The 23,719-nt window shown below is 65.0% G+C and carries 19 protein-coding genes and 1 pseudogene; 9 read left to right on the top strand and 11 right to left on the bottom strand.

From position 1 onward, the window contains the following. Positions 1 to 6 precede the first annotated feature (6 nt). The 5 genes from ACIPRI_RS22120 to ACIPRI_RS22100 all read right to left on the bottom strand — a co-directional run bounded on the left by ACIPRI_RS22120 (position 7) and on the right by ACIPRI_RS22100 (position 5,857). Positions 7 to 888: a VOC family protein gene (locus ACIPRI_RS22120; RefSeq protein ID WP_446623639.1), complete on the bottom strand. Its 882-nt coding sequence runs from the start codon at positions 886 to 888 to the stop codon at positions 7 to 9. Positions 889 to 947: 59 nt separating this feature from the next. Beyond that, positions 948 to 3,251 carry an Ig-like domain-containing protein gene (locus ACIPRI_RS22115; protein ID WP_446623638.1) on the bottom strand — a complete coding sequence of 768 codons (2,304 nt, stop codon included), beginning with the start codon at positions 3,249 to 3,251 and terminating at the stop codon, positions 948 to 950. A gap of 83 nt (positions 3,252 to 3,334) precedes the next feature. Next, positions 3,335 to 3,592 (bottom strand): oxidoreductase-like domain-containing protein, encoded by a 258-nt coding sequence (locus ACIPRI_RS22110; protein ID WP_446623699.1) that lies wholly within the window; start codon positions 3,590 to 3,592, stop codon positions 3,335 to 3,337. A 2-nt stretch (positions 3,593 to 3,594) separates the two neighbouring features. Then, positions 3,595 to 4,527: a DMT family transporter gene (locus tag ACIPRI_RS22105; RefSeq protein WP_446623637.1), complete on the bottom strand. Its 933-nt coding sequence runs from the start codon at positions 4,525 to 4,527 to the stop codon at positions 3,595 to 3,597. 376 nt (positions 4,528 to 4,903) lie between these two features. Next, positions 4,904 to 5,857, bottom strand: a complete 954-nt coding sequence (locus tag ACIPRI_RS22100) for a LysR family transcriptional regulator (protein ID WP_446623636.1) — start codon at positions 5,855 to 5,857, stop codon at positions 4,904 to 4,906. Between the two features lie 163 nt (positions 5,858 to 6,020). Here ACIPRI_RS22100 and ACIPRI_RS22095 point away from each other — a divergent pair, with 163 nt between their 5' ends. The 5 genes and pseudogenes from ACIPRI_RS22095 (at position 6,021) to ACIPRI_RS22075 (ending at position 11,740) form a co-directional block, all read left to right on the top strand. Next, the gene (locus tag ACIPRI_RS22095) at positions 6,021 to 7,718 is read left to right on the top strand and encodes an FAD-dependent oxidoreductase (RefSeq protein ID WP_446623635.1); all 1,698 of its coding nucleotides are present in this window, start codon (positions 6,021 to 6,023) and stop codon (positions 7,716 to 7,718) included. Between the two features lie 9 nt (positions 7,719 to 7,727). After that, a complete protein-coding gene (locus ACIPRI_RS22090; RefSeq protein ID WP_446623634.1) occupies positions 7,728 to 7,925 on the top strand; it encodes a DUF2783 domain-containing protein in 198 nt (65 codons plus the stop codon). A 24-nt stretch (positions 7,926 to 7,949) separates the two neighbouring features. Beyond that, positions 7,950 to 8,922, top strand: a pseudogene (locus tag ACIPRI_RS22085) (Bug family tripartite tricarboxylate transporter substrate binding protein). A 42-nt stretch (positions 8,923 to 8,964) separates the two neighbouring features. Continuing rightward, positions 8,965 to 10,527, top strand: coding sequence for a tannase/feruloyl esterase family alpha/beta hydrolase (locus ACIPRI_RS22080; protein WP_446623633.1), 1,563 nt, complete (start codon positions 8,965 to 8,967; stop codon positions 10,525 to 10,527). Between the two features lie 253 nt (positions 10,528 to 10,780). Continuing rightward, entirely contained in the window at positions 10,781 to 11,740 is a 960-nt protein-coding gene (locus ACIPRI_RS22075; protein WP_446623632.1) for an MBL fold metallo-hydrolase, read from the top strand. 158 nt (positions 11,741 to 11,898) lie between these two features. Here the strand turns inward: ACIPRI_RS22075 and ACIPRI_RS22070 are convergent, their stop codons facing one another. Both ACIPRI_RS22070 and ACIPRI_RS22065 read right to left on the bottom strand, forming a co-directional pair. Next, on the bottom strand, positions 11,899 to 13,707 hold the full coding sequence (locus tag ACIPRI_RS22070; RefSeq protein WP_446623631.1) for a PHB depolymerase family esterase: 1,809 nt from the start codon (positions 13,705 to 13,707) through the stop codon (positions 11,899 to 11,901). Positions 13,708 to 13,809: 102 nt separating this feature from the next. Next, on the bottom strand, positions 13,810 to 14,721 hold the full coding sequence (locus ACIPRI_RS22065; RefSeq protein ID WP_446623630.1) for a LysR family transcriptional regulator: 912 nt from the start codon (positions 14,719 to 14,721) through the stop codon (positions 13,810 to 13,812). A 105-nt stretch (positions 14,722 to 14,826) separates the two neighbouring features. Between ACIPRI_RS22065 and ACIPRI_RS22060 the strand changes: the two genes are divergently transcribed. Together ACIPRI_RS22060 and ACIPRI_RS22055 are read left to right on the top strand one after the other, a co-directional pair. Continuing rightward, positions 14,827 to 15,993, top strand: a complete 1,167-nt coding sequence (locus ACIPRI_RS22060; protein WP_446623629.1) for a mandelate racemase/muconate lactonizing enzyme family protein — start codon at positions 14,827 to 14,829, stop codon at positions 15,991 to 15,993. 24 nt (positions 15,994 to 16,017) lie between these two features. After that, on the top strand, positions 16,018 to 16,995 hold the full coding sequence (locus ACIPRI_RS22055) for a tripartite tricarboxylate transporter substrate-binding protein (RefSeq protein ID WP_446623628.1): 978 nt from the start codon (positions 16,018 to 16,020) through the stop codon (positions 16,993 to 16,995). A gap of 20 nt (positions 16,996 to 17,015) precedes the next feature. Here ACIPRI_RS22055 and ACIPRI_RS22050 read toward each other — a convergent pair whose 3' ends face one another. Together ACIPRI_RS22050 and ACIPRI_RS22045 are read right to left on the bottom strand one after the other, a co-directional pair. After that, positions 17,016 to 18,239 carry a trypsin-like peptidase domain-containing protein gene (locus tag ACIPRI_RS22050; RefSeq protein ID WP_446623627.1) on the bottom strand — a complete coding sequence of 408 codons (1,224 nt, stop codon included), beginning with the start codon at positions 18,237 to 18,239 and terminating at the stop codon, positions 17,016 to 17,018. 1 nt (position 18,240) lies between these two features. Then, positions 18,241 to 20,232, bottom strand: coding sequence for a bifunctional metallophosphatase/5'-nucleotidase (locus tag ACIPRI_RS22045; RefSeq protein WP_446623626.1), 1,992 nt, complete (start codon positions 20,230 to 20,232; stop codon positions 18,241 to 18,243). 204 nt (positions 20,233 to 20,436) lie between these two features. Between ACIPRI_RS22045 and ACIPRI_RS22040 the strand changes: the two genes are divergently transcribed. After that, complete coding sequence (locus ACIPRI_RS22040) at positions 20,437 to 21,816, top strand: esterase-like activity of phytase family protein (protein WP_446623625.1); 1,380 nt, start codon at positions 20,437 to 20,439, stop codon at positions 21,814 to 21,816. A 43-nt stretch (positions 21,817 to 21,859) separates the two neighbouring features. On the opposite strand, the gene ACIPRI_RS22035 is transcribed toward ACIPRI_RS22040, so the two are convergent. Continuing rightward, complete coding sequence (locus ACIPRI_RS22035; protein WP_446623624.1) at positions 21,860 to 22,342, bottom strand: N-acetyltransferase family protein; 483 nt, start codon at positions 22,340 to 22,342, stop codon at positions 21,860 to 21,862. A gap of 91 nt (positions 22,343 to 22,433) precedes the next feature. Between ACIPRI_RS22035 and ACIPRI_RS22030 the strand changes: the two genes are divergently transcribed. Continuing rightward, entirely contained in the window at positions 22,434 to 22,709 is a 276-nt protein-coding gene (locus ACIPRI_RS22030; RefSeq protein ID WP_446623623.1) for a hypothetical protein, read from the top strand. 77 nt (positions 22,710 to 22,786) lie between these two features. On the opposite strand, the gene ACIPRI_RS22025 is transcribed toward ACIPRI_RS22030, so the two are convergent. Next, entirely contained in the window at positions 22,787 to 23,596 is an 810-nt protein-coding gene (locus ACIPRI_RS22025) for an alpha/beta fold hydrolase (RefSeq protein WP_446623622.1), read from the bottom strand. Between the last annotated feature and the right edge of the window lie 123 nt (positions 23,597 to 23,719).

The following is a 23,719-nucleotide window of genomic DNA, read 5'->3' as shown; positions in this document are numbered from 1 at the left end:
TCCACGCTAACTGCGCATGAACCCCGGCCCCCACAAATTGAGCGTGCGCTCCTCGTGCCGCCAGCGGCGCTTGACCACGCCATCGGGCACCGTCTCCAGCTCGGCCGACAGCTCCACCAGGTAGCCCTGCGGGTCCTGCACCATGAAGAAGAGGTTGTTGCCCGGTCCGTGGCGGCCGGGGCCCCACCAAAGCTTGATGTGGAGGCTGGCCATGTGGTCGGCCCAGTCGCGGATGTCGTTCCAGCAGTCGACTTCGTAGGCGTGGTGGTCGGGCCGCGTCTCGGGGCAGCGGAACACGGCAAAGCTGTGGTGCTCGGGGCTCGTGCGAAAGAAGCCGACCGTCGGCGTCTCGCCCCCATCGAACACGTAGTCCGACACGACGAAGCCCAGGTCCTCTTCATAGAAGCGCAGCATCGGCGCCAACGCGCTGGAGGCCACCACCACATGCTGCAGGCGGGCGGGTAGGCGCGCGGCTGCATTCCAGTTCCCTGTGCCGGGCGCTGGCGGCAGGTCGCCGGCCGGCAGCCCAAACACGATCTGCCGCCCATCGGGGTCCTGCAGCGCAAAAGCACCCGGCGAAAACAGCGGCGTTGGACTGGGCAGCGGTTCGAGTCCGCGCCCCATCGCATGCTCGCGTAGCGCCTGCAGCTGCGCATCGTCGCGCAGCCGGAAGGCGCTGTAGGGCTGGCTGCGGCGCTGGCCCAGGCCCAGCACGATGCGGCGCCGCGGCGCCTGCATCAGCACGCTGCCGTCGGCCAGCGGCGTGGGCTGCATGCCCATGGCGTCGCGGTAGAAGGCGACCATGGGTTCCAGCTGCTCGGCATCCAGGCGGATGTGATCGAGCGCGGCCGGCCATACGGGGCTACTGGCGTTTGCGGTACTTGGCATCGCGGGTCTCCTCTCATAAAGAGATGAAGAAAGAGCGCGATGCGCAGTATGCGCGCCCCTCAGTTGCCCGGGAAGAAGCTCCCGTTGGTCAGCGCAAAGCCCGGCCCGCCGCTGAAGTCCTTGGTCCAGTTGGCCGGGTCCTTCACGCGGGCGGCGAAGGCCGTCAGGTCGGAGCGGTCCAGCGAGCCGCTGTAGATCACGTTGGTCTGGATCGCCGGCACGATGGTGAAGCTCATGGCGGTGCCGGCCGTCACCAGTTCGGCCGGGATGGTGCCTGCCGCGCCGCCCAGGGTGATGCTGGCCAGATGGCCGCTTACCGCCGAAATCTCGCCGGCCAAGCCGGTGCCCAGGCCGGCGATGCTGGCGCTGGCAAAGGCGTAGTAGGTCTCGCTCTTGCCGATGCCGCCCGGTGCGCCCAGGGTCGTGCCCTTGTCGGCGACCGGGTTGCCCGTGACGTCGGTCTGGATGGTGACGATGCTGCCGGCCGGCAGATTCTGGTCGGCCGTCCAGGCGAAGGCGGCCTCGTTGATGACGCCGGCAAATTCCGTGGTGCCGCTCTTGCGGTCGCGGTCGGTGAAGTAGATGCGGGTGCCGCCGTTCACCGCCTTCATCAGCACGAAGGCAAAGGCATCGGTGGGTTGCGCGTTGGCCGCCATGAACAGCACGTCCCCCGGCGCCAGGCTGCTGGCGCCTGCGGTGCTGCGGAAGTTGAGCGTGCCAGCGTCGCTGAAGCCGGCGAAGGCGTTGCCCTTGGCGTCCACGATGGCGTTGCCGTCCACCGTGACGTAATAGTCGATGCCGGCTTCCAGCGGCTGGCTGGGCGTGAGCGTCAACACGTTCAAGCTGATCTGCGCGCGTGCCGCCGGGCTGGCGGCCGAGAAGCTTTCGACCACGCTGCCATCGCTCTTCTTGCGCAGCACCACCGCGCCGGCGCCGAAGCGGATGCCTTCGTTGAAGCTCAGCACGATGGGGCTGTCCAGTGGCACGCCGTTGCGCTCATCGGGCGGCGTTGCCGCCTTCAGCAGCGGGCCGGCGTTGTCGGCCAGCGGCGCGCCCAGGCGCACCGTGAAGCCCAAGAACTGCTGCTCCGCGGCCGGCAGATCCTTGGAGATGGACGATTTGCCGTCCCATAGCGTGTCGCCGTTGTCCAGCAGCAGCTGCACCTGCGTGCCGGCCGCCACCGGGCCGGCCACCTCGACGATGGATTCGAAGCTGCCCTTCGATTTCTTGCGCAGCGTCTCCAGGTCGTTGGCCAGTTCCACCGGCGCGTTGGCGGCGTTGCCGTCCCATGAGAACAACGCGAAGTTGCGGTCCACCAGATCGCTGGCGGCACCCGCCGGGCCGGCCACGATCAGGTAATGCCCGTCGCTGCCCTTGTCGATGGAGCGGATGCCGCGTCCGCCCAGGTCCAGCTCGATCGGCGTGCCGAAGGTGGCCTGGGCGGCGCTGCCCGCGACCAGCGCGGCGTGGTTCTGCACGGGCACGATCAGCGCCTTGTTGCGCGCGCTCGAATCGGTGAGCGGGGCGCGGAAGCCCAGCCACAGCGCGCCGTCGCCCGGCGCGGCTGCCATGCCTTCGATCGAGAAGCCGTCCACCCGCTCGGGCACCACGCCGGCGCCGGCGGATGCGGCAAAGCCGAAGCGGTTGGCGCCCAGGCCGTGCACATTGCCGCTGTCCCAGGCGATCAGCTGCGTTTCCAGGCCCGAGAACTGGCCCACGTAGCTGAACTGCGTGGCCGCGCCGGTGCCGCTCAGCTGGATGGCGAACAGGTGCGCGCGGTCGGCCACTGCGTCGGCGCCGTCCTTCTTGTTGCTGTGCGATCCGGCCAGGTACAGCGTGTCGCCGATGCGCGTGCCGGCTTCCAGGTCCAGCTCCTTCAGATACATCGGGCCGTTCTGCTCGTAGCTCCACTCCAGCACCGCAGCGCCGCCGGCGCGTGGATAGACGCGCAGCATGTTCGATTCGTCGTCGGCCACCAGCATCCAGCCCTCGGGCAGGGCAAAGGCGGTCGATGCGTCGGACGAGCCCTTGGTGGTGCCGGCGTTGGGCGTGAGGATCTGGGATGCGACCAGCTCCGGTTCGGGCTCGGGCGCGGGTGCAGGGGTCGGTGCGGGCGCCGGAGCTGGTGCAGGTGCAGGTGCAGGTGCAGGTGCAGGTGCAGGTGCAGGTGCAGGCGCGGGCGCGGGCGTGGGCGCGGGCGCGGGCGCGGGCGCGGGCGCGGCGGCCGGCGGCGTGGTGGCGTTGGCCGGCGTCGTGTTGTCGCTGCTGCCGCCGCCGCAGGCGGCAAGCCCGAATGCGATGGCAGTGCAAAGGACGATGCGCTGGAAGGGAGGAAGGTAGCGGGCAGGAGCAGCGGTGTTCATTCTTGTGGCTGTTACAAACGCAAACAGCCGGCGATGCTCACGCCCGTGTGTGACACCTCTGTGAAAAAGCACAGGCGCACGGCTCAGGCCGCTTCGGCCGCCAGCAGCAGTTCCAGCGCGTCCTCGCGCCACCATTGCAGCGCGGCGAAGTAGCTTTCCCACACGCAGCCGTTGCAGCCGCGGCCGCAGCAGCCGGTGGGCTCGGGCGGCGGCCGGCGGAAGTCCTGTCCGGTTTCGATGCCGGCGCTGCGCAGGCGTGCGACCAGGGCCTCGATCAGCGCGCGCCCCGATGCGGCGTCGACCACCTGGGGCAGCGGGGCCATCGCGCCTGCGTTCTTCATCATCAGACGCGCGGCCGGCCCGCCGCACCCGTCGCGGTGGCCGACAGCGACACGCCCGCAGCCCGCGCCGGCCACAGCACCGAGGCGATGGCCACCATCATCAGCGCCACCGCCGCCCAGTCCTGCCAGTGCACCGTCTCGCCCAGCCACAGCGCGCCGGCAAAGACGCCGATCACCGGGATCAGCATCACGCTCAGGGTCGAGGCGATCGGCGGCAGGCCGCGCGCCAGGTAGAACCAGGCGGCATGGGCAAAGCCGAAGATCAGCACTGCGTTGTAGACGATGGCGCCCCAGGTGGCGCTGCCGGGCGCCTTCCACTGGCCGCGCTCCAGCAGCAGCGCAAGCAGCGACATCACGATCGCCGCCAGCGTGGTCATCCAGAAGGAGATGGTGAGCGTGGGCACGGTGAGCGTGGTGCGGCGCAGGAGCTGCGTGCCCAGCGCCCAGGTGCAGGCCGCCACCAGGGCCAGCGCCACATAGCCGGGCCGGCCGGCCAGCGTGCTGAACTCGTGCCACAGCAAGAGGGCCACGCCCAGCGCCGCCGCGCTCACGCCAAGCCAACCGCGCCGGCTGAGCGCGGTCTTGAACAGCCAGGCACCCAGCAGTGCCGAGAAGATCGGCATGCTGTAGCCGAGGATCGCCGCGCGCCCGCTCGACAGGTGCTTCACCGCCAGGATGATGCAGGCATGCCAGACGAACATGTTGGTGGCCGCCAGCCACAGGAGTTGCGGCCAGTCCTTGCGCGCCACCTTGAATGGGACCTTCATCGCCACCAGCGCCAGGCCCAGTACCGGCACGCCGAGCCAGATCGAGATGGCGCGGAATGTGAGCGGCGGGTAGTCGGCCACGCCCAGCTTCATCACCGGCCAGTTGAGGCCCCAGACCAGGGTGAGGGGAATGAGCAGGGCGAGCTGGAGGCGGGAGAGGGCGGGCATGGGGCCGCATTGTTGCAGCGGCACGGGAATGCTGCTGGGGTGGGGGGAAGGTTCTACCTGGCCCAGTTTCCTCACTGGCCAGCGCTGAGGCCGTGGGGCTTCGCGCCTGGTTCTTTGAAGATGTGTTCTTGGGGTTTGTTCGAGAAGGACGGCTATGGGGCCCGATGCAGTCCTACCCTAAGTCGGAGGGAACGTCCGGTCCCAGCTATCAAGCTGCCGATCAAGTCGCAGCGCATTGCCGTCAGGATTCGTCGCACAGCAATCGGCGAGAACGCGGGCCCACGCTTACATAACGAAAACCGTTGTCGTAGTTACTGCTTGTCCTCCAAGGCCCCCGGGTCCCGCATGCGCACTCAACGGGCTTCAATGCGGCCCATTACTTGGGGCGTTTCCCGAGTTTCGGTTCTCGATAGTGCTCGAACGTTCGCTTCACGAGAGCACGCAACCAACTCACCGCCGGGTCGTTGTGAAATCGGGGATGCCAATGCTGGCTCAACGCGAACTGAGGCAGCTCGATCGGCGGCTTCAGTATTCGCAGCGTGCCGTAGTTGGAAAAGACGCTTGCAAGTTCCATTGGTACGGTAGCAATGAGGTCGGGATGCCGCTCGAGCAGTAGCGGCACAACAAGAAAATGAGGCGTCGTCAGGAAGACATTGCGCTCCAAGCCCTGCTCTTCGACCAGCTTGTCGTAGGCAGTGCCAAGCTTGCCTTCAAGGGATACCACCACTTGGGGCATCTGCTGGAACTGCTCCATCGTCAGACTGTCACCAATCGAAGAGTTGCGCGCGCTCACGATGGTGACGAACGTATTGAGGAAGAGGCGCTGGCGGTAAAGGCCTTCTGGGGCCGACCTGATTGAGCCCAAGGCCAGGTCCACTTCTCCAGAGGCCAGCAAACCTTCGATTTGCTCGATGGGCACTTGCACCGTCCGTACCGTGCAGTGAGGCGCCTCGTGCCGCAGTTCGGTAAGAAGGGGGGGAAGGAACACCAACTCTCCGACGTCCGTCATCGCAAACACGAACGCTCTGCGCGAGCGCGCAGGGTGAAAGCCAGCTTCCGCCAAGACGTGCTGCCGGACGGTGGCCATGATGTCCATGACAGGTTGGCGCAGTAGCTCTGCTTTACGCGTGGCGACCATGCCCTTGGACGACTTCACGAACAGGGCGTCGTCGAAGAAGATCCGAAGCCGGCCAAGCGAGTGACTGATAGCGCTCTGGGTCGTCCCAAGCGATTCGGCGGCACGCGTGACGCTCTGTTCGCGCAGTAGTGCGTCCAGGACCCCCAGGAGGTTGAGGTCAAGTTGCTTCAGGCTTGAGTCGGTAGGAGCCATAGGGAGCAAGCGTGCCGCGACGCAGCATGAATGGCGCTCATTCTAGGCATGAGCGTCATCGCGTTGTCTCATTTCCAAGCCGCCCGTATCGTCTGCCCGCTACACCAAGGCAGACCAGAATGAGACAAGCGCCCCCTGCAAGATGGCCTCACGGAGGCCAAGAATGAAGTTCGCCGATTTGCCTGATGCAGGTACGAGCGGATTGAACTATCAGGCCCTCCAATTCGACTTTCAGCGGTCTCCCGACCAAGACATTTCCTATCCCGCGCATAGGCCGGTGGTCGTGGTCGGGGCTGGGCCCGTTGGGTTGAGTCTCGCAATTGACTTGGCACAGAGAGACGTACCGGTCGTCTTGCTCGATAACGACTTCCGGCTTTCCACAGGCTCACGTGCAATCTGCTTCGCCAAGCGAACCCTCGAGATTTTTGACCGGCTCGGCTGCGGCGACCGAATGGTCAGGAAGGGCGTGTCTTGGAATCTCGGGCGCGTCTTCTTCGGGGACGAGCAGATCTATCAGTTCGACCTGTTGCCAGAGGACGGGCACGAAAGGCCCGCCTTCATCAACCTGCAGCAGTACTACGTGGAAGGCTACCTGGCCGAGCGCGCCGCGCAACTGCCTCATATCGACCTTCGTTGGCACAACCGGGTATTCAACGTTGACCAAAAGGACGACCACGTCCTGGTCACCATCGAAACGCCTGACGGTCCCTACCAATTGGCCGCTGACTACCTGGTTGCCTGTGACGGATCTAGGTCGGCGGTGCGCCAACTGATTGGCGAAGAAAGCAAGGGCCGAGTGTTTCGCGACAGGTTCCTGATCGCGGACGTGAAGATGAAGCTGGAGCAGCCCGCCGAGCGGTGGTTCTGGTTCGACCCTCCGTTCCATCGCAATCAAAGCGTGCTGCTGCACATGCAGCCCGACGGCGTGTGGCGCATTGATTTTCAGCTGGGATGGGAGGCCGACCCGGATGAGGAGAAGAAGCCAGAGAACATCATCCCGCGGGTCGAGCAGATGCTCGCGCACACCTCGCTGAAGGACGCCGAGTTCGAGCTTGAGTGGGCAAGCGTCTATACGTTCTCATGCCTGCGCATGGACGAGTTCAGGCACGGGCGCGTCTTCTTCGCGGGCGACTCTGCGCATGGTGTGTCGCCCTTCGGGGCCCGCGGCGCGAACTCTGGCGTGCAGGATGCCGAAAACCTGGCATGGAAGCTTGCAGCAGTCTTGAAGGGGCAAGCGCCGGATGCGCTGTTGGATAGTTATGCGGCGGAAGGCGAGTACGCCGCCGACGAGAACATCCTCAACTCCACAAGAGCCACCGACTTCATTACGCCCAAGAGCGAAGTCAGTCGCCTCTTTCGTGACGCAGTCCTGGACCTTTCTAAGAAGCACCGATTCGCGCGCACGCTGGTCAACAGCGGTCGACTTTCGGTGCCCTCCACGCTTCGCGACTCAGCCCTGAATACGCCAGTGGCAGACGGTGCTTGCGAACGCATGGTCCCCGGTGCGCCGGCGACGGACGCACCTGTGCGACTACCCAATGGCAGCGCTTCTTGGCTGTTGCGCCAACTCGGGGCCGATTTCACCGCGCTTGTCTTGGTGGATGGCAAGGAGATCAAGCAATTGGCAAGCCTTCGTGACGCAGCAGGAGCAACCGGTCAGTTGAAGGTGCTTGCAGTGTCCAGTTCTCCTGGCGTCGACGCCGATTTGATTGACGCCGATGGACTCGTGGCGAAGCGGTACGAGATGCAGCCAGGGTCGGTCTTGCTTCTGCGTCCCGACCAGCATGTGTGTGCACGAGGCAGCCTTTCGGACCCGCGTTGGCTCGCCTCCGCCCTGCAGCGTGCGCTCGCGGTGCATTGAAGGAGCGGTATGGCACTGATTACCACCCCGAACCTGACAGCACCCGACGAGTTCTACCAAGCGCTGATCGAGACGCACCAAGACCTGTCGCTAGCGCAAAGCCAAGCATTGAACGCGAGGCTTGTGCTGCTGCTCGCAAACCACATTGGCTCGCTCGACGTTCTGCGCGAAGCGCTTCGCGCTGCACACACGGCTAGCGCCTACTGATTTCGATCTACCAACGGAGACAAGATGAATCGCATACAACTTTCACGGCGCAGCGTGCTGCAAGCCGGGCTTCTCGCAGTCGCGGTGCCTGGCCTGGCATTCGCGCAGAACAGCCGCCCCATCGAATGGGTCGTTGGATATGCCGCCGGCGGGGGCTCAGATGTCGTGGTCCGAACGGTTGCGGATGCCATGAGCAAATCGCTGAACCAGCCCATCGTCATCAACAACAAGCCGGGCGCTGCAACCAATATCGCCGCAGGGTACGTTGCCAACTCCAAAGACTACGGACATGTCATGCTGTCCGCTGATTTCGCGACCTTGGCTGTCAATCCGTGGTTGTTTGCCAAGCTACCGTACGACCCGGTGAAGGACTTTCAGCCGGTGGGAATGCTCGCTCGATTTCCCATGCTGTTGGTGATTAGCCCGAATGTGCCAGAAGAACCTCACGGAGTTTCTTGCGTGGGCCAAGGCCAACGGCCCGGTGACCTATGCGTCGGCCGGCGTCGGAAGCCCACACCATCTGGCTGCAGAGCTCTTTCGCGATCGCACTGGCTTGAGTTTGCAGCATGCGCCGTATCGTGGCGCCGCTCCGGCCGTTCAGGATTTGATGGGTGGGCAGATTCCCTTCGGCTTCATCGATACGGCGAGCGTGCAGCAATACATCGCCACCGGAAAGCTACGCGCGCTCGGCGTCGCAAGCCCATCTCGCTTGGCCACGATGCCTGACGTGCCCACTATTGGCGAGCAGGGCGTCAAGGACTTCACCGCGTATGCCTGGCAAGGCCTGGTCGTCCCAACCGGCACGTCCGCTGAGGTCGTTTCGAAGCTGAGTAAGTCGCTGCAGGACGCGCTCAACTCGACGCAGGTTAAGGCCCGCTTCCAAAGCCTCGCGCTGGAAGGAATGCCTGGCACGCCACAACAGATGACCGCCTACGTCGACGCGGAGCGGGGACGCTGGGGCAAGGTCATCAAGGCCAATTCCATCAGGCTCGATTGAGTTTCCGAAATCAAATCCACAACAACCACAGGAGACAACGTGATGATTCTTCAAACTTCGGAACGTCCTTCGCTGCGCGTGCCCCTGGCTTGCTTCGTTGCAGCAACCGCGCTCATTGCGGCCTGCGGCGGAGGCAGCGGGAATACGCTCCCAGCAAGTTCCGGTACAGCTGGCGGCGGCGCACCTTCGGTTGGAACCGACCCGGGCACCAGTGGAGGCGGTGAGTCACTCACCGCCGACGTTTCCCCGGCAATCTCGTGCGATTCATTGGCAGGACAAACCATCGGGGACGTCCAGGTCACGGGCGCGGTGAACGTTCCCGCCACAGCAACGTTGCCAGCGTATTGCAAAGTCAACGGGACGCAGGTTGGCACGCAGCACGACATTGAAGTCCGCCTGCCCGACGTTTGGCAGCGGCGGTTTGTTCAGCAGGGGGGAGGAGGGTTCGATGGCTCCATTCCTAGCGTGGGAACGACAAACGTCGCCCTGTCGCAGCACGCAGTCCTTACCGCGAACAACGGGGGCCACCGCGACCGAAGCGGCGCCGTGCTTCTGAACAATCCTGCAGTTGTGCAGCTGTATGCGCACACCGCCATCAATGTTGCGACCAAGTTTGGCAAGGCGGTGGCGGAGAAGTACTACGCGAAGACAGCCAGCTACTCGTACTACCAAGGCTGTTCGAATGGGGGCCGAGGAGCGCTGAACGCTGCAGCCAAGTACGGCTCGGATTTCGACGCCGTGATCGCGGGTGCGCCAACCCGAAACCTGCCTGGCCAGATCGAGCAGTGGACGCGCGCTTCCGCACTTGCAATGCCATCGTCCACCAAGCTCGCTGCGGTCAATGCCGCAGCCGTCGCCAAATGCGACGCGCTTGACGGGGCGAATGACGGAATTGTCTCGAACTGGTCGGCATGCCAGTTCGACCCGACCACTGACGTTTCCGCTGCGGCAGGCCTGACCGCGGACGAGGCTTCTGCGGTCAAGGCGCTCATGACGGACCTCAAGCTAGTGGACGGGAGAACGATTTACTCGGGCTTCGGCTTCGGAAGCATGAGCCAATGGGGCCCAGCCTATGCATCGCTCGGCGTTGGCCACATGAGGAACATTGTCCTCAACGACGCGAGCTGGTCGCCCACTAACTTCAACGTAGACACCTACTACCCAACCATTGCCGGAGTGATCGACGGGTACTACGGGTTCAGCGCCTCCGTGGGCGGCCTTGCCGATTACCTCAAGACAGGCAAGAAGATTGTGATTTGGCACGGCTCCGACGATGCGTTGCTGTCGCACAAGGACACCATCCGGACGTGGGAGCCGGTCGCCGCGTCCGCTGGTGCGGCAGCTCCGGCCAATTCGCGCCTCTACATTGCTGCTGGTGTGAACCATTGCGGAGGCGGGCCCGGCGCTGACACCTTCGATTTGCTGACGCCGACCATGGCTTGGGTGGAAGAAGGTACGGACCCAGGCACGCCAACGGCCACAAAGATGAACTCGTCCGGTGCAACGTTGTTCTCACGTCCGCTTTGCCAATACCCGTCGTACCCGAAATACAACGGGACCGGCGACATCAACAGCGTGAGCAACTATCAGTGCAGCGCAACCTGAGGAACTGTTGGCCACTGCGCGGTGGCTGCCACGCATGAGTCGACCCAACGGCGTATCCGCTTGCTGTCTAGCCGCCGTTGGGTCCGACTCGGCCCTCCACGTTCGCGGTGGCAAGCGTGGTGACACAAGCGGCGAGCGTCAAACCATCCTCGGCTCCGGGGAAGAGCCACTCAACGACCCGAGGTCAAGGCGGCCTGCTTAGGTGCCCGTTGACCATCCCTCACCCCACTCGATTCACTCTAAGGAGGTCTCCATGACCCAGACCAAGAAGTTCGCCAGCCAAGCTGACTTGGAAGAAAAGAAGGTCACCTTCAGCCAGATCTCGGAGCACGCATGGGCATACACCGCCGAAGGCGACCCGAACACCGGCATCATCATTGGCGACGACGCTGTGCTAGTCGCAGACACCCAAGCGACGCCCGCGATGGCCGCCGATGTCATCCGCCGCATCCGTGAGGTGACCGACAAGCCAATCAAGTACGTCGTGCTGACGCACTACCACGCGGTCCGGGTCCTTGGAGCCAGTGCCTATAAACCCCAGCAAATCATTGCGAGCCAGGACACGTACGACCTCATCGTTGAGCGCGGTGAGCATGACAAGGCAAGCGAGATTGGCCGCTTCCCGCGTCTGTTCAGCAACGTCGAAACCGTGCCGCCCGGTATGACCTGGCCAACGATGACCTTCGCCGGCAAGATGACACTGTGGCTCGGCAAGCTCGAAGTACAACTGCTGCAGCTTGGTCGTGGTCATACAAAGGGCGACACCATCGTGTGGGTGCCCGAGGAGAGGGTACTGCTGTCGGGCGACCTGGTGGAGTTCGGTGCGACGCCATATGCCGGCGACGCTTACTTCAAGGACTGGCCTCAGACGCTGGACAACTTGGCTGCGCTGAAGCCTAAGGCCCTGGTTCCCGGCCGCGGCGCCGCGTTGACCACACCCGCCGACGTGGCCAAAGGCCTGAGCGAAACGCGTGACTTCATCGCAGACGTGTACTCGAACGTGCAGAAGGGCGTGGCTGCCGGCAAGGACCTGAACGTGGTCTACAAGGACACGTTCGCCGCGCTCAAGCCGAAGTACGGCCACTGGGTCATCTTTGACCATTGCATGCCATTCGACGTGACGCGTTGCTACGACGAGGCTACGAAGTACACGGACCCGCGCATCTGGACCGCTGAGCGCGACATCGAAATGTGGAAGACGCTGGAGGGCTGACGCTCCTGCTGCCAGATGGAAGCGAATTGACGGAGCCGTAGTCCGTTTGACGATGAGTCTCAGCCAGAAGCAGGAAATCCGTCCTTCGCCGGACGGATTGTCCGTGTGGCTGAGAACAAGAGACGGCCAGGCTCACCCGGCCGCTTCAAGCGGGTTGATTACGGCAACCGAACGAGCTGTCCGGCGGCAGTGCGCTGGTATTTCGAGAACATCTCGCTCCAGATCTTCTCTGCTTGACCTTCGCTCCAGAAGTGCGGCTGGTACTGAGTCAGCTGCCACCTGTATTCGGCGACACCGTTGTTCCAGATTTCGGTCACGCGCCGTCCGTCGACTTGCAGCGTGGGGATGCCGCTATTCTTGTTGACAGTCTCGCGCCAGAACACTTGTGCAGCAGCTTCGCCCGCAGTACCGCCTGGGAAGTCCGAAGGCACTTCGTCTTGGCCCCGGCATTGCCATGTTGGCATCGGAACGTCCGTGCGAACGATTGCGTCGGCGTAGGCGGCGGGGCTCAGATGACCCGAGTAGCACGGTGCGATGGCCGCGAACAGGAGCGGGAACTGAACTGCCATGCGGTTCGTGAATGCGGATCCCATGGACGCCCCGTTCAGGAAGACCCGCGTTGAGTCAACGGCGTACTTGGTCTTCAACTCGTCGATGAGCGCGAGCTCGAAGGCCGCATCGACGTTGGTCGGAGCAATGCTTGTGTTCCAAGTTGCACCGTTTCCTTGTGGATACACCACAATGAAACCGTACTTCTCGCCGACTTCGTGCCACTGCGAGGTGATGGCTTGCCAGCGTCCGGAACCGTTACGCCCGTGATGACTAATGACGAGTGGGAGCTTCTGGCCGCCAGCGGTCAGCGCAGCATAGTTGGACGGCAGATAAGCGAGCCAGCGGCGAGGCGAGCCCGAGACGAACTCCTTCGTCGTCTCGATGAGCTTCATATCTTCGATGGTCTGGTTCGCATGCAGCGTTCCGTTCGTTCGGTTGTCATCGAAGAAGCGGACGGTCTTTGCGAACAGGGAGTCCCAGATGTTTTCCGTCAGCGCCTTTCCTGCATATCCTGAAAGCTTCGGCGTGGAAACCTTGACCTGGTGCAGCGGACGTGCATCCGATGCATACACCCGCGAAGTGAAGATTGGATCCTCGAACGCAGCCGGCGCGGAATAGGCCGAGTTCTGTTTGTTCCAGTATGCGATCTGCGTGGCTTCAGTTTCGTCTGTCTGGCCCTTTGTGTTGATGATCCATGACGACATCGTCGTGGGCGGAAGCTTGTTCGACGCCAGGCCGAATACCTCGGGCTCTGCGGTCCCATCGATGCTGGCGACCGCGGCCAGGAACTGAGGTGCCTGCATCGCCATCGACTGTGCCATCCGCCCGCCTTGTCCCACACCGGTGTAGTAGACGATCGCGTTGCTCGCCAAGGCGTACTTCGTCTTGATGGCAGGCAGCAGAGCTTTAAGGAAAGCCACTTCGTCGACGCTGGTCGGAGCAAATTTCGTGTTCCACGAACCCGCCACTGCAGAGGGAAAGACCGTGATGAAACCCTTCTCTTCCCCCACCTCATGCCAACACGTCGCTTCAGCCCCCTTCTGCCCTGTCTCGTTTGCATCGTGAAAATTCACCACGACGGTCAGACCTCGCGCATCGTATTCACGTAACGCGAGCACGTTGCTCGGCGCGCTTTCGTAATATTCGCGATCCACTCCGCCCACGTTCAGTGTCTTCTTTGTGAGCAAAGCAGCGCTGGTTGGACATGAGATTGCTTGCGCCGCGTTTGGCGTCACGGGGTCAGAAGGGGGCGGCGTTGTGGGGGCGGCGGTGGGCGGCCGATTGTTGTCACTGCCACCGCAGCCGGCGAGCAGAACTCCGGCGATGCAGAGTTCGAGAAGGTGTCTTTTTTGCAATTTTGTCTCCATTGGTTGTACCCAATGGAAATGATCCGCGGCCGCTGCGCGCAGTGCCAATGCCGAATTTTTCGGAATTGATGCTTTGAAAGCACCGCCCAGCAGCCCGGGCGTCGGCCGGTTTCGCGCGGCTGGTTCGCACCGCGCGACAAACAACCAGCACTACTCCGCCGCAACGCTCAACGCGGCGTTCCAGAAGTCCTCAGCGGCCTTTCCGATTGCACCGTGCGATCGAAACAGACGTATTTGCGCCGGCACACGCCAGTTGCTGTCGGCAGTCGCCTGGACAAGGCGCTTGCTGGCGAGGTCTTCTTCGATGAGCGTCCGGGGTAGCCAAGCGACCCCTCTGCCGTCCAGCGCCATGGTCCTCAAGACTGACGCCAAGTGCGCTGTGAACACGACGTTTGTCTTCATGTGAGCGAGCCTGTCGCCTACTACCGCTCGCGTGATTCTTCCGATTCCAGAATCAGTGCTGTACTGGAGGAAAGGAACCGGGTCCGCACGCGGGCCGTCCAGTGAATACATCGCATCCCCGCGCTGATTGGCGGCGCTAACGGGCACCAGCACGTCGCTGCCGACGATCGTTGATGGATATCCATCGACTTCAAGAGCGCCTTTGGTCATGGGATGTGTATGGCTCAGAACAAACTGGACTTTGCTCTGATGCATCAAAGCTTCGCACTGCCGAAGAACATCCGACATCAACTGCACCGGTCCGAGGCTCGTGCGTGTCTCCAATGTACGGAGCCATCGCGGCAGAAACGTAAAGGACAGCGCATGCGTGGCGGCTAGGCGCAGGGTTGTGGAATGCGCCTCAGCAACGCTCCTGGCCTCTCCCGGAATGCTCGCGACGCGAACCATCAACTCTTCAGACACGCCCCGGAACCATTCCCCCACTTCGGTGAGCCTCGCGGGCTGGGAGGTGCGATCGAGCAACTCCGTCCCCAACCAGTCTTCGAGTGCGCGGATCCGCCTGCTGAATGCCGGTTGCGTGACATGCCGTTCCTCGGCAGCTCGCGAGAAGTTTCCAGTCTCTGCGAGCACCAGGAAATCTTCGAACCACAGAAAGTTCATGCCAGTGCTTTCAAAACATCAAAGCCAAGAAAAACAGCATTGGCCAGTAGGTGTCGGTTCGCGCGACGATGGCTTCTCTTTGACCTCACCTCACCGGAACCAAGTATGAAGATCGTCGAAATCCGCGAGAAGACCATCCCAATCAGCTCGCCCATCCGCAATGCCTACATCGACTTTAGCAAGATGACGCTGAGCCTGGTCGCAGTGATCACCGACGTGATCCGCGACGGCAAGCCGGTGGTCGGCTACGGCTTCAACTCGAACGGCCGCTACGGCCAGGGCAAGCTGATGCGCGAGCGCTTCATCCCGCGCATCTTGGAAGCCGATCCGGCCTCGCTCGTGGACGACACCGGCGACAACCTGGACCCGCACAAGATCTGGAACACGATGTTCACCAACGAGAAGCCGGGCGGCCATGGCGAGCGCTCGGTGGCGATCGGCACCATCGACATGGCGGTGTGGGACGCGGTGGCCAAGATCGAAGGCAAGCCGCTGTTCCAGTTGCTGGCCGACCGCTATGGCGACGGCAAACCCAACCGCAAGATCTTCGTCTACGCCGCCGGCGGCTACTACTACCCGGGCCAGGACCACGGGAAGCTCAAGGACGAGATGCGCAGCTACATCGACCGCGGCTACACGGTCGTGAAGAAGAAGATCGGCGGCGCCTCGCTCGACGAAGACCTGCGTCGAATCGACTCGATCATGGAAGTGCTGCAGGACGGCCAGAAGCTCTGCGTCGACGCCAACGGCCGCTTCGACCTGGAAACCGCGATTGCCTATGCCAAAGCCCTGTCGCAGTACGACCTCTTCTGGTACGAGGAGCCGGGCGACCCGCTCGACTTCGAGTTGCAGGCGGCGCTGCGCAACTTCTACAAGAACCCGATGGCCACTGGCGAGGATCTGTTCTCGATGCAGGACGCGCGCAACCTGATTCGCTACGGCGGCATGCGCCCGGATCGCGACTGGCTGCAGTTCGATTGCGCCCTGAGCTACGGCCTGGTCGAGTACCTGCGCACGCTGGACATGCTCAAGGAGCACGGCTGGTCGGCCAGCCGCTGCATCCCCCACGGCGGGCACCAGATGTCGCTGAACATTGCCGCGGGCCTGGGCCTGGGCGGCAACGAGTCCTACCCGGACCTGTTCCAGCCCTTCGGCGGCTTCCCGGACGGCGTGAAGGTCGAGAACAGCTTCGTGACCCTGCCCGATCTACCTGGCATCGGCTTCGAAGGCAAGGCGGACCTGTATCGCGAGATGCAAGCGCTTTCGGCTTGAGCACCTATCTATAAGGAGACAAAAATGAACACGATTTCGCGCTTCGGCGCCGGCATCGCCCTGGCGGCACTGACCACACTGGCTTGCGCGGACTATCCCGACAAGCCCGTCACCCTGGTCGTGCCATTCGCCGCCGGCGGGCCGACCGACAAGATCGCCCGGGACCTGGCCGAAGCGCTGCGCAAGCCCCTGGGCCAGACGGTCATCGTCGACAACACGGTGGGTGCGGGCGGCACGATCGGTTCGGCCAGGGTGGCGAGGGCCACGCCGGACGGCTACACGCTGCTGGTGAACCACATCGGCATGGCCACCGCGCCGACGCTGTACCGCAAGCTCAGCTACAAGGTGCCGGACGACTTTGAAACCTTAGGCCTGGTCAACGAGGCGCCGTCCGTCCTGATCGGCAAGCCGACTCTGGCGGCCAACAGCTTCGCCGAGCTGCGCCAGTGGATTGCGTCCAGTGGCGGCAAGGTCAACCTCGCCAATGCGGGCCTCGGATCCGCGTCGCACCTGTGCGGCCTGATGCTCCAAAGCGCGCTGAAGACCAGCATGACGCCCGTGCCGTACAAGGGCACCGCGCCCGCCATGACGGATCTCATCGGCGGGCAGGTCGACGTGATGTGCGAGCAGGCTGTCAACGCGGTGCCGCAGATCGAAGGCAAGAAGGTCAAGGCCTACGGGATCACCAGCCTGCAGCGGCTCCCGCTTCCCGCCCTTAGGGAAACGCCGACCCTGTCGGAAGCCGGCCTGAAGGACTTCAATGTCCAGGTGTGGCATGGGCTCTATGCACCCAAAGGCACACCGCCCGCGGTTCTTGCCAAGATCAACGCCGCACTTCGAACCGCGCTGAAGGACCCCGAGCTGATCAAGCGCGAGGAGGCGCTCGGTCTCGCGATCGTGAACGACGACCGACTGGACCCGGCAGGCCACAAGAAATTCCTGGTCGCCGAAACGGCACGCTGGTCGAAGGTGATCAAGGACGCGGGCGAGTACGCAGACTGATGTGTCTGGTTCTGGCTGCCTCAGGGCGAGACGATGACCTGCAGCGCCAGCCGCAGAGCGCTTTCGTAGATCTCGTCCGCCGGCACGTTGCCGCGCGGCCGCGAGGCCACGTCGTCCTGCAACGGGGTGGCGGGCGCCGCGCCGGCCAGGCTCTGCCAGCGCGCGGCAGACAGCAGCAGCGCTTCGCCCTGCGGGCCCGGCAGGGCCATGCCGGCCAGCCGGCCCTGCGCATCGAACACCGGTCCGCCGTACGCGCCTGCCGCCACGTCGATGCCCAGCGGGCGCGGCTTGTCAGGTTGCGCCGGCATGGCGCCGAAGAAGCCCTGGCTGAGCCAGGGCCAGGCCGGCACGGCCGACGCGTCGGCGGCGTACTGGATGACGAAGCCGGGGCTGCCGGCAAAGGGCTCGCGTGGTGGCGTCAGCGCGCCGGCCACTGGCGGTGGCCCCAGCGGCGTATCCAAGCGCAGCAGCGCCACGCCTGGCGTGTCGAGCGGGCCGGCTTGGGGCTGCAGATGGGCGCGCGTGGTCTGGCCCAGGCCGTTGCGCACCCACAGCCGGGCGGGCGATGTGGTCCCGAGCGCCGCCTTGGGCACCAGCGCCAGCGTGCCGTTGCCGATCAGCACACCGCTGGCGACCACGCGCGCGCCGGGCGCAACCTCGGGCTGGCTGCCCAGCATCACCGGCTGCGGCGCCATGCGATGCGGCGTCTGAAGAAGCGGCGCGCCGGCCACCGGCAGCGCCGCCGCAAAGGCGAGCCGCGTCTGCAGCGCAACCGTGTCCTGCGGCGCTCGCTGCAGCGTGTCGTCCAGGGTGCGCTGCGCAAAAGCGTTCTGCCCGCCGGCGCGCAGCAGCCACGCGTACAGGGCACCGGCGGCCGGCGCCTCGCGGTGCACCCCGGCCGTGTGCGCGCAAAAGGCCAGTGCGCGCCGGTAGTGGCCGGCCTGCATGTAGCTGCGCACCAGGCCCATTTCGGTGTCGGGCGCGTGCAGCATCATGGCAGCGCGCTCGAAGGTCTCGGTGGCGGCAGCTGCATCGCCGCGTGCCAGCTGCGCCTCGGCGCGTTGCAGCAGGACGGCGCGGGCGTCCATCTGCTTCGCATCGCGCAAGCGCCCGTCGATGGTCGTCGCAGCATCGCCATGCGGACCCTCGTGCGCTACGGCGTTGATGCACCACCCCGTCGCCACCAGCGCGCAGACGGCGCCGGCCATGACGGCAACGAAGCGGGCGGCGGGCGTCTTGTTCAAGTCAAGGCAGCTGCGTGATGCGCGGGATGGCCAGCGCCGGCAGGCTCGGGTCGTAGGCCACCTTGGGCGCCTTGTAGCCGCCGCTCAGATAGGCGGTGAGGGCGTCGATGTCCTGCGCGCCACCCAGCACGTTGGTGCCGCCCAAGAGCACCGTGAAGCCGTCGCCGCCGGTGGCCATGAAGTTGTTGACGGTGACGCGGTAGGTCTTGCCCGGGTTCTGCACCACGCCGCTGGCCACCAGCGTCTCGGGCGCGCCGGTCGCCACCGGCGGCGTCTGGGTCACGTCGGTGGGCGTCAGCACCACGCTGTCGATCTTGGAGCAGGCCGCGGCCGATGCCTTCCACGAATACTTGAGCCCGTTGGACACCTGCATGATGCGCTGCTGGGTCTGGCCGTTGCAGCCCACGAACTGCTGCTCGAGCAGGTCCTTGATCTGCTGCGCCGTCAGCGTCATGGTGACCAGGCTGTTGCCGAAGGGCTGCACCGTGAAGGCATTGCCGTAGGTCACGTTGTAGGGGTAGGTGGCCCCGAGGAAGTTGAAGCCCGGGCTGCGCACGCCGCCCGCGTTCATGAAGGCCATCACGGCGCCGCCGAGCGCCGCCGGCTGGGTGGCCTGCAGCTGCGCGTCGGCAATGAGGCTGCCGGCCGGCATCTCGCCGGCGGCGCTGGCGCTGTTGGGCAGCGGCACGGTGACGGTGCCGATCACGGCATTGGCCAGCGGCGACACCAGCTGGCTGTAGCCATCCACCACGTTCTTCACGCCGGGGTCGGCGGCGATCATGGTGTTGATCACCGGGTCGGTGCGGTCCACCAGGCGGTTGGTCGGCGAGACCGACAGCACCTTGTGCGAGCGCGGATGCAGCGTCACGTCGATGTCGGTCAGCACGCGGCCGAAGGCGCTGGCGCTGGTCACCGGCACCAGGCGCCCTTCGCTGTTGGGCAGGCCGGTGGCACGCGGCGTGCTGACGGCGACGCCGTTCACGTTCTTCACGTCCACCGTGTTGGCCGAGCAGTTGTAGGCCGCGTGCGTGTGGCCGCTGATCACGAGGTCGACGCCGTTGTTCAGGCGCGAGACGATCCTGCCGATTTCCGAATCGCTGCCGTCGGGGTTCTTCAGGTTGCCATCGCAGCCGTTGATGTCGCCCACGTTGGGGTTGGTCTGAAAGCCCCCCTGGTGCACCAGCACCACCACCATGTCCGCGCCCTGGCGGCGCAGGCGCGGGAGCAGCGCGTTGACGGTGTCGGCCTCGTCGCGAAACTCCAGGCCCGCCACGCCGGTGGGCGTGACGATGGCGGGCGTGCCCTTGAGCGTCATGCCGATGAAGGCCACCTTCACCTTGCCGAAGTTCTTGATGCCGTAGGCCGGCAGCAGGGGGCGGCCGGTGGCGGTCTCGATCACGTTGGCCGACAGCCACTTGAAGCGCGCGCCGTCAAAGCTGCCCGGCGCGTTGGACCCTACGCCCTTGCAGCTGTTGATGTCGGGCACACCGTTGGTGGCCAACTTGCAGCCGCCCGCCTGCAGCCGCCTGAGCTCGGCCGCGCCCTTGTCGAACTCGTGGTTGCCCACGGCATTGAATTCCAGGCCGATCTTGTTGAGCGTCTCCACCGCCGGCTCGTCGAAGAACAGGGCCGAGATCAGCGGCGAGGCGCCGATGAAATCGCCCGCGCCCACCACCACGTTGTAGGCGTTCTGCGCCTTCATGCGCTGCACGTAGGCCGCCAGGTATTCGGCGCCGCCCACGGCGGGCCGCTGCGCCGCCGGCACCACCGTGTTCATGCCGAAGGTGCCGGGCGACTGCAGGTTGCCGTGGTAGTCGTTGAAGCCAATGATCTTGATCTTGATCGGCTCGCGGTCATGGCCGTGGCCGCGCTGCTGACCGAAGGTATCGTCCGGGGAACTGCCCTGGGCCTCGGCGGGCGCGATGCCGAGGCCGGTGCAGGCGGCGGCCAGCACGGTCAGGCTGAAGGAAAGGGCAAGGCGGCGCAGATTCATGGCAACGGCACTCCTCTTGTCAGTGTGTGAAGTGCGGACGCCGATGCACGAAGGCAGGCGGGCCGCGGCGCGAACTATCTGCGCCGGCGGTGACGAAGCCGTGACGGGCTTGGCACCAGCCAGCCAGGGCCCGCATGTCAACGGCCTGACACGGCGCATGGCCAGCATCGCGCGCATTCCATCATCCGACCACCGAGGAATGACATGCGTTCGATCCCATCCGTCTTGCGGCGTACCCTCACGCCGATCGCCACCTCCTTGCTGCTGACTGCCGGCGCCGCCGCCCATGCGCAGATGCTGATCGGCTGGGCCCAGATGCCGGCCGCCACTTTCGCCGACGGCCCGACCTCCGGGCAGTTCACCGGGCCCAATGCCTACGGAACGAACGTGCCGCCGTACGTCGACAAGCAGCCGGTGCAGGGCTTCTCGGGCGTGCTCGAAAGTCCGCGCAAGGACGTGTTCCAGTTCCTGGTCGACAACGGCTTTGGCGCGCAGGCGAACTCCGCCGATGCGCTTTTGCGCAGCTATGCGCTGCACATCCTCTGGCGCACGCCCAAGGGCGGCCAAGGCGCGATCGAGCCGGCCGACCTGGACAGCGGCAAGGCCCGGCCGGCGTTCGACACGCGCACGCGTCTTGCGTTGAACGACGCGCAGCGCAAGCTGACGATTCCGATCCAGGCCGACTACGCGAACTACTACAACAATCCGGCCAACGCGCAAGTCGACGGCGGCATCCGTGCCGGCCGCCTGCTGACCGGCGCCGACTTCGACGTCGAGTCGTTCCGGCGCGACCGCCAGGGCAATTACTGGTTCGGCGACGAATTCGGCCCCTACCTGGTCAAGACCGACGCAAACGGCACCGTGCTGCGCAGCGAGATCCCGCTGCCGGGCGTCTACGCGCCCCAGCACAAGGATGTCACTGCAGGCAAGGCCACGGCAAACCTGCCGGGCTCGGGCGGCTTCGAAGGCATGGCGATCAACAAGAACGAGACCAGGCTCTACACGCTGCTTGAAGGCCAGGTGGCCGGCGACCCGGCGAGGACGCGCCGCATCAACGAATTCGATCTCGGGAAGGAAAGCTACACCGGCCGCAGCTATGTCTATCGGCTCGATCCGAACGGCAACAACATCGGCGACATGGTGGCGGTCGACGACCTGCGCTTCATCGTGCTCGAGCGCAATGGCAGCACGGCCACCTCGCCGAATCCGGCCCCGTTCAAGAAGGTGTTCCTGATCGACCTGAAGGACGTGCCCGACGGCGGCACCGTGCGCAAGACCGAGCTCGTCGACCTGATGAACCTTGCCGACCCGTTCGACCTGAACGCCGACGGTCAGAGGTTCTTCACCTTTCCCTACACGACGATCGAGAACGTGCTGGTGCTTGACCCGCGCACGCTGCTTGTCGTCAACGACAACAACTTTCCCTATGGCGGCGGACGCGAGCTCGCATCGGACAACACCGAGTTCCTGAAAGTGCGCCTGCCGTTCTCGCTGAAGAACGACGGCGATGAGGGTGGGACGGGCCATGGCCAAGGCCGCGATCGCGACCATCGCGCAGGCGGCTACGACGGGGAGGACGACTGAGCGCGGCCGCGCGCGGCGTGCTGGGTGGCCAGCCGGCGGGCGCCTAGCGCAGAAGCAAGCCCATCACCAGTTCGTCCACGTAGTGCGCGTCGCCGGCGCGCTTGTAGAACTCGCGCAGCCGGCCTTCTTCGACAAAGCCCAGCTTTTGGTAGAAGCGCAGGCCGCGCGCGTTGTCGGCCTCGGCATAGAGCTCGACACGGCGCGCGCCTTCGGCCTTCAGCCGCGCGATCGCGTCGCCGACCATGGCATGCGCCACGCCCTGGCCATGCTGGCCGGGATCGACCGCCAGGGTGCCCAGCTGCGCCACATGGGCGACCCGGCCCGGCAGCCGCGTCGCCTTGTAGAAGCCGACGATGGCGCCGTCCACTTCCCACACGAAGAAGGCGCCGCTGTCCAGCAACCCCTGGTAGATGGGGCGGAAGTCGGCCAGCGGCATGCGCTCGTAGGTGAGGTAGGGCAGCACCGCCTCGTGCGAGTAGATGGCGTGGACGGCTTCGATGTCTTGCGGGGTCGCGAGTCGGCGCATGCTTTGGCGTGTGGTGGAAGAGGGAGTGCGGCGAGTCTATCGACAGCTACACTGGCGCGGCCATTCACGAACGAGAAGCGAAGGGACAACCATGCGCCGCTGGCTGCTGACCTGCACGAGCCTGATGCTGGCACTGGTGGCCGGCACCGCCGGTGCGCAGGCGCCTTCTTTCGCGCAGCAGCAAGCCATCGACAAGGCGGCCTTCGCCGAGGTCGAGCGCGCGCTGCAAAGCGAAGCCTTCGGCGACGTGCAGAGCGTGGTGGTGCTGCAGCATGGCCTCCGGCTTCGGCGGACAGTTCATCTGGGTGCACGAGCCGCTCGGGCTGGTGGTGGCGGTGAACTCGACGGTGTCGTTGGCGAGCAATGAGCGCGGCCAGGCCATGCGGCTGATGCGCCAGCAGATCTTCGCCGCCGCCCAGAAGCGAGCAGCGGGGCCATAGCGCTTCAGCCCGCGCGCTTCTCCATCAGGAAGCGCGCGATCGCCTCGTTGACGACGTCCGGATGGGTCACCGGCCCCATGTGGCCGAGGCCCTCGAACTCGACGACCTGAACGTGGGGCAAGGCCTGCGTCAGCAGACGCGCCACGCCCAGCGAGGAGGCGGGCGACTTGCTGCCGGTCATGTAGAGCACCGGCATCTGCAGCTGCGCAAAGGCGTCCAGCGGCGTGGTCTCGCCGAGCAGCGCGCTGGCCCAGTGCGACACATTGGCCACCGATTCCTGGATCGGGCCCTTGCGCGCATCCGGCGTGCGCGCCCAGGCGCCGTCGCCCATCCAGTAGTCAATGAAGCAGCGCGCCGCTTCGCTGCCGTCGCCGGCAGCCAGCGCGCGCTGCGAACCGGCGACCGCGGCGCGAATGCCGTCGGCCGCGTTGGGCGGCGGTGATTCCGCATCGAGCAGCGCGAACACGGTTGGCTCATACAGGGCCAGGGTGCTCACGCGCGCCGGTTGCAGGACGGCGGCAACAAGCGCCACCGCCGCGCCGTAGGAATGCCCAACCAGCGTCATCGGCCCCGGACCGGCGCGTTCGAACACCGGCTCGAGCAACGCCGCTTCGTCGCGCAGCGCGATGCGGCGATCAATGGGCCAGGCCGGACTCTTGCCGGCGCCATAAGAGTCCGGCGCCAGCATGTGGAAGTCGGGCGCGAGCCGTTCCATGAGGGCGCGCCACTGGCTGGAGCTGCTGGCGTTGGCATGCAGGCACACCACGCCAGGGCCGGAACCGGCTTCGCGGTAGAAGGGTTGAGCGGGCTGCATGGCGCGAGCGGGGCGAGGAGGGGAGTATCCGCTTCTGCCCATGTTGCGCGATCCTGGCATCGGTCATAGACCGTTCGCCAAATTGCCCGCACCTTCCCTCGGTGAAATATTGCGCCCTGCAAC

Source organism: Variovorax sp. LARHSF232 (genome assembly GCF_052871435.1).
The sequence above is the reverse complement of the archived record's forward strand: the minus strand, read 5'-3'. Positions and strand labels throughout refer to the sequence as shown.

Bases quoted from the DNA above. Each gene is read 5' to 3' on its own strand.
- ACIPRI_RS22045 (WP_446623626.1), bottom strand. From the start codon at position 20,232: ATGAATCTGCGCCGCCTTGCCCTTTCCTTCAGCCTGACCGTGCTGGCC.
- ACIPRI_RS22080 (WP_446623633.1), top strand. From the start codon at position 8,965: ATGATTCTTCAAACTTCGGAACGTCCTTCGCTGCGCGTGCCCCTGGCT.
- ACIPRI_RS22090 (WP_446623634.1), top strand. From the start codon at position 7,728: ATGGCACTGATTACCACCCCGAACCTGACAGCACCCGACGAGTTCTAC.
- ACIPRI_RS22030 (WP_446623623.1), top strand. From the start codon at position 22,434: ATGCGCCGCTGGCTGCTGACCTGCACGAGCCTGATGCTGGCACTGGTG.
- ACIPRI_RS22115 (WP_446623638.1), bottom strand. From the start codon at position 3,251: ATGAACACCGCTGCTCCTGCCCGCTACCTTCCTCCCTTCCAGCGCATC.
- ACIPRI_RS22120 (WP_446623639.1), bottom strand. From the start codon at position 888: ATGCCAAGTACCGCAAACGCCAGTAGCCCCGTATGGCCGGCCGCGCTC.
- ACIPRI_RS22025 (WP_446623622.1), bottom strand. From the start codon at position 23,596: ATGCAGCCCGCTCAACCCTTCTACCGCGAAGCCGGTTCCGGCCCTGGC.
- ACIPRI_RS22075 (WP_446623632.1), top strand. From the start codon at position 10,781: ATGACCCAGACCAAGAAGTTCGCCAGCCAAGCTGACTTGGAAGAAAAG.
- ACIPRI_RS22110 (WP_446623699.1), bottom strand. From the start codon at position 3,592: ATGAAGAACGCAGGCGCGATGGCCCCGCTGCCCCAGGTGGTCGACGCC.
- ACIPRI_RS22105 (WP_446623637.1), bottom strand. From the start codon at position 4,527: ATGCCCGCCCTCTCCCGCCTCCAGCTCGCCCTGCTCATTCCCCTCACC.
- ACIPRI_RS22065 (WP_446623630.1), bottom strand. From the start codon at position 14,721: ATGAACTTTCTGTGGTTCGAAGATTTCCTGGTGCTCGCAGAGACTGGA.
- ACIPRI_RS22060 (WP_446623629.1), top strand. From the start codon at position 14,827: ATGAAGATCGTCGAAATCCGCGAGAAGACCATCCCAATCAGCTCGCCC.
- ACIPRI_RS22055 (WP_446623628.1), top strand. From the start codon at position 16,018: ATGAACACGATTTCGCGCTTCGGCGCCGGCATCGCCCTGGCGGCACTG.
- ACIPRI_RS22035 (WP_446623624.1), bottom strand. From the start codon at position 22,342: ATGCGCCGACTCGCGACCCCGCAAGACATCGAAGCCGTCCACGCCATC.
- ACIPRI_RS22040 (WP_446623625.1), top strand. From the start codon at position 20,437: ATGCGTTCGATCCCATCCGTCTTGCGGCGTACCCTCACGCCGATCGCC.
- ACIPRI_RS22100 (WP_446623636.1), bottom strand. From the start codon at position 5,857: ATGGCTCCTACCGACTCAAGCCTGAAGCAACTTGACCTCAACCTCCTG.
- ACIPRI_RS22095 (WP_446623635.1), top strand. From the start codon at position 6,021: ATGAAGTTCGCCGATTTGCCTGATGCAGGTACGAGCGGATTGAACTAT.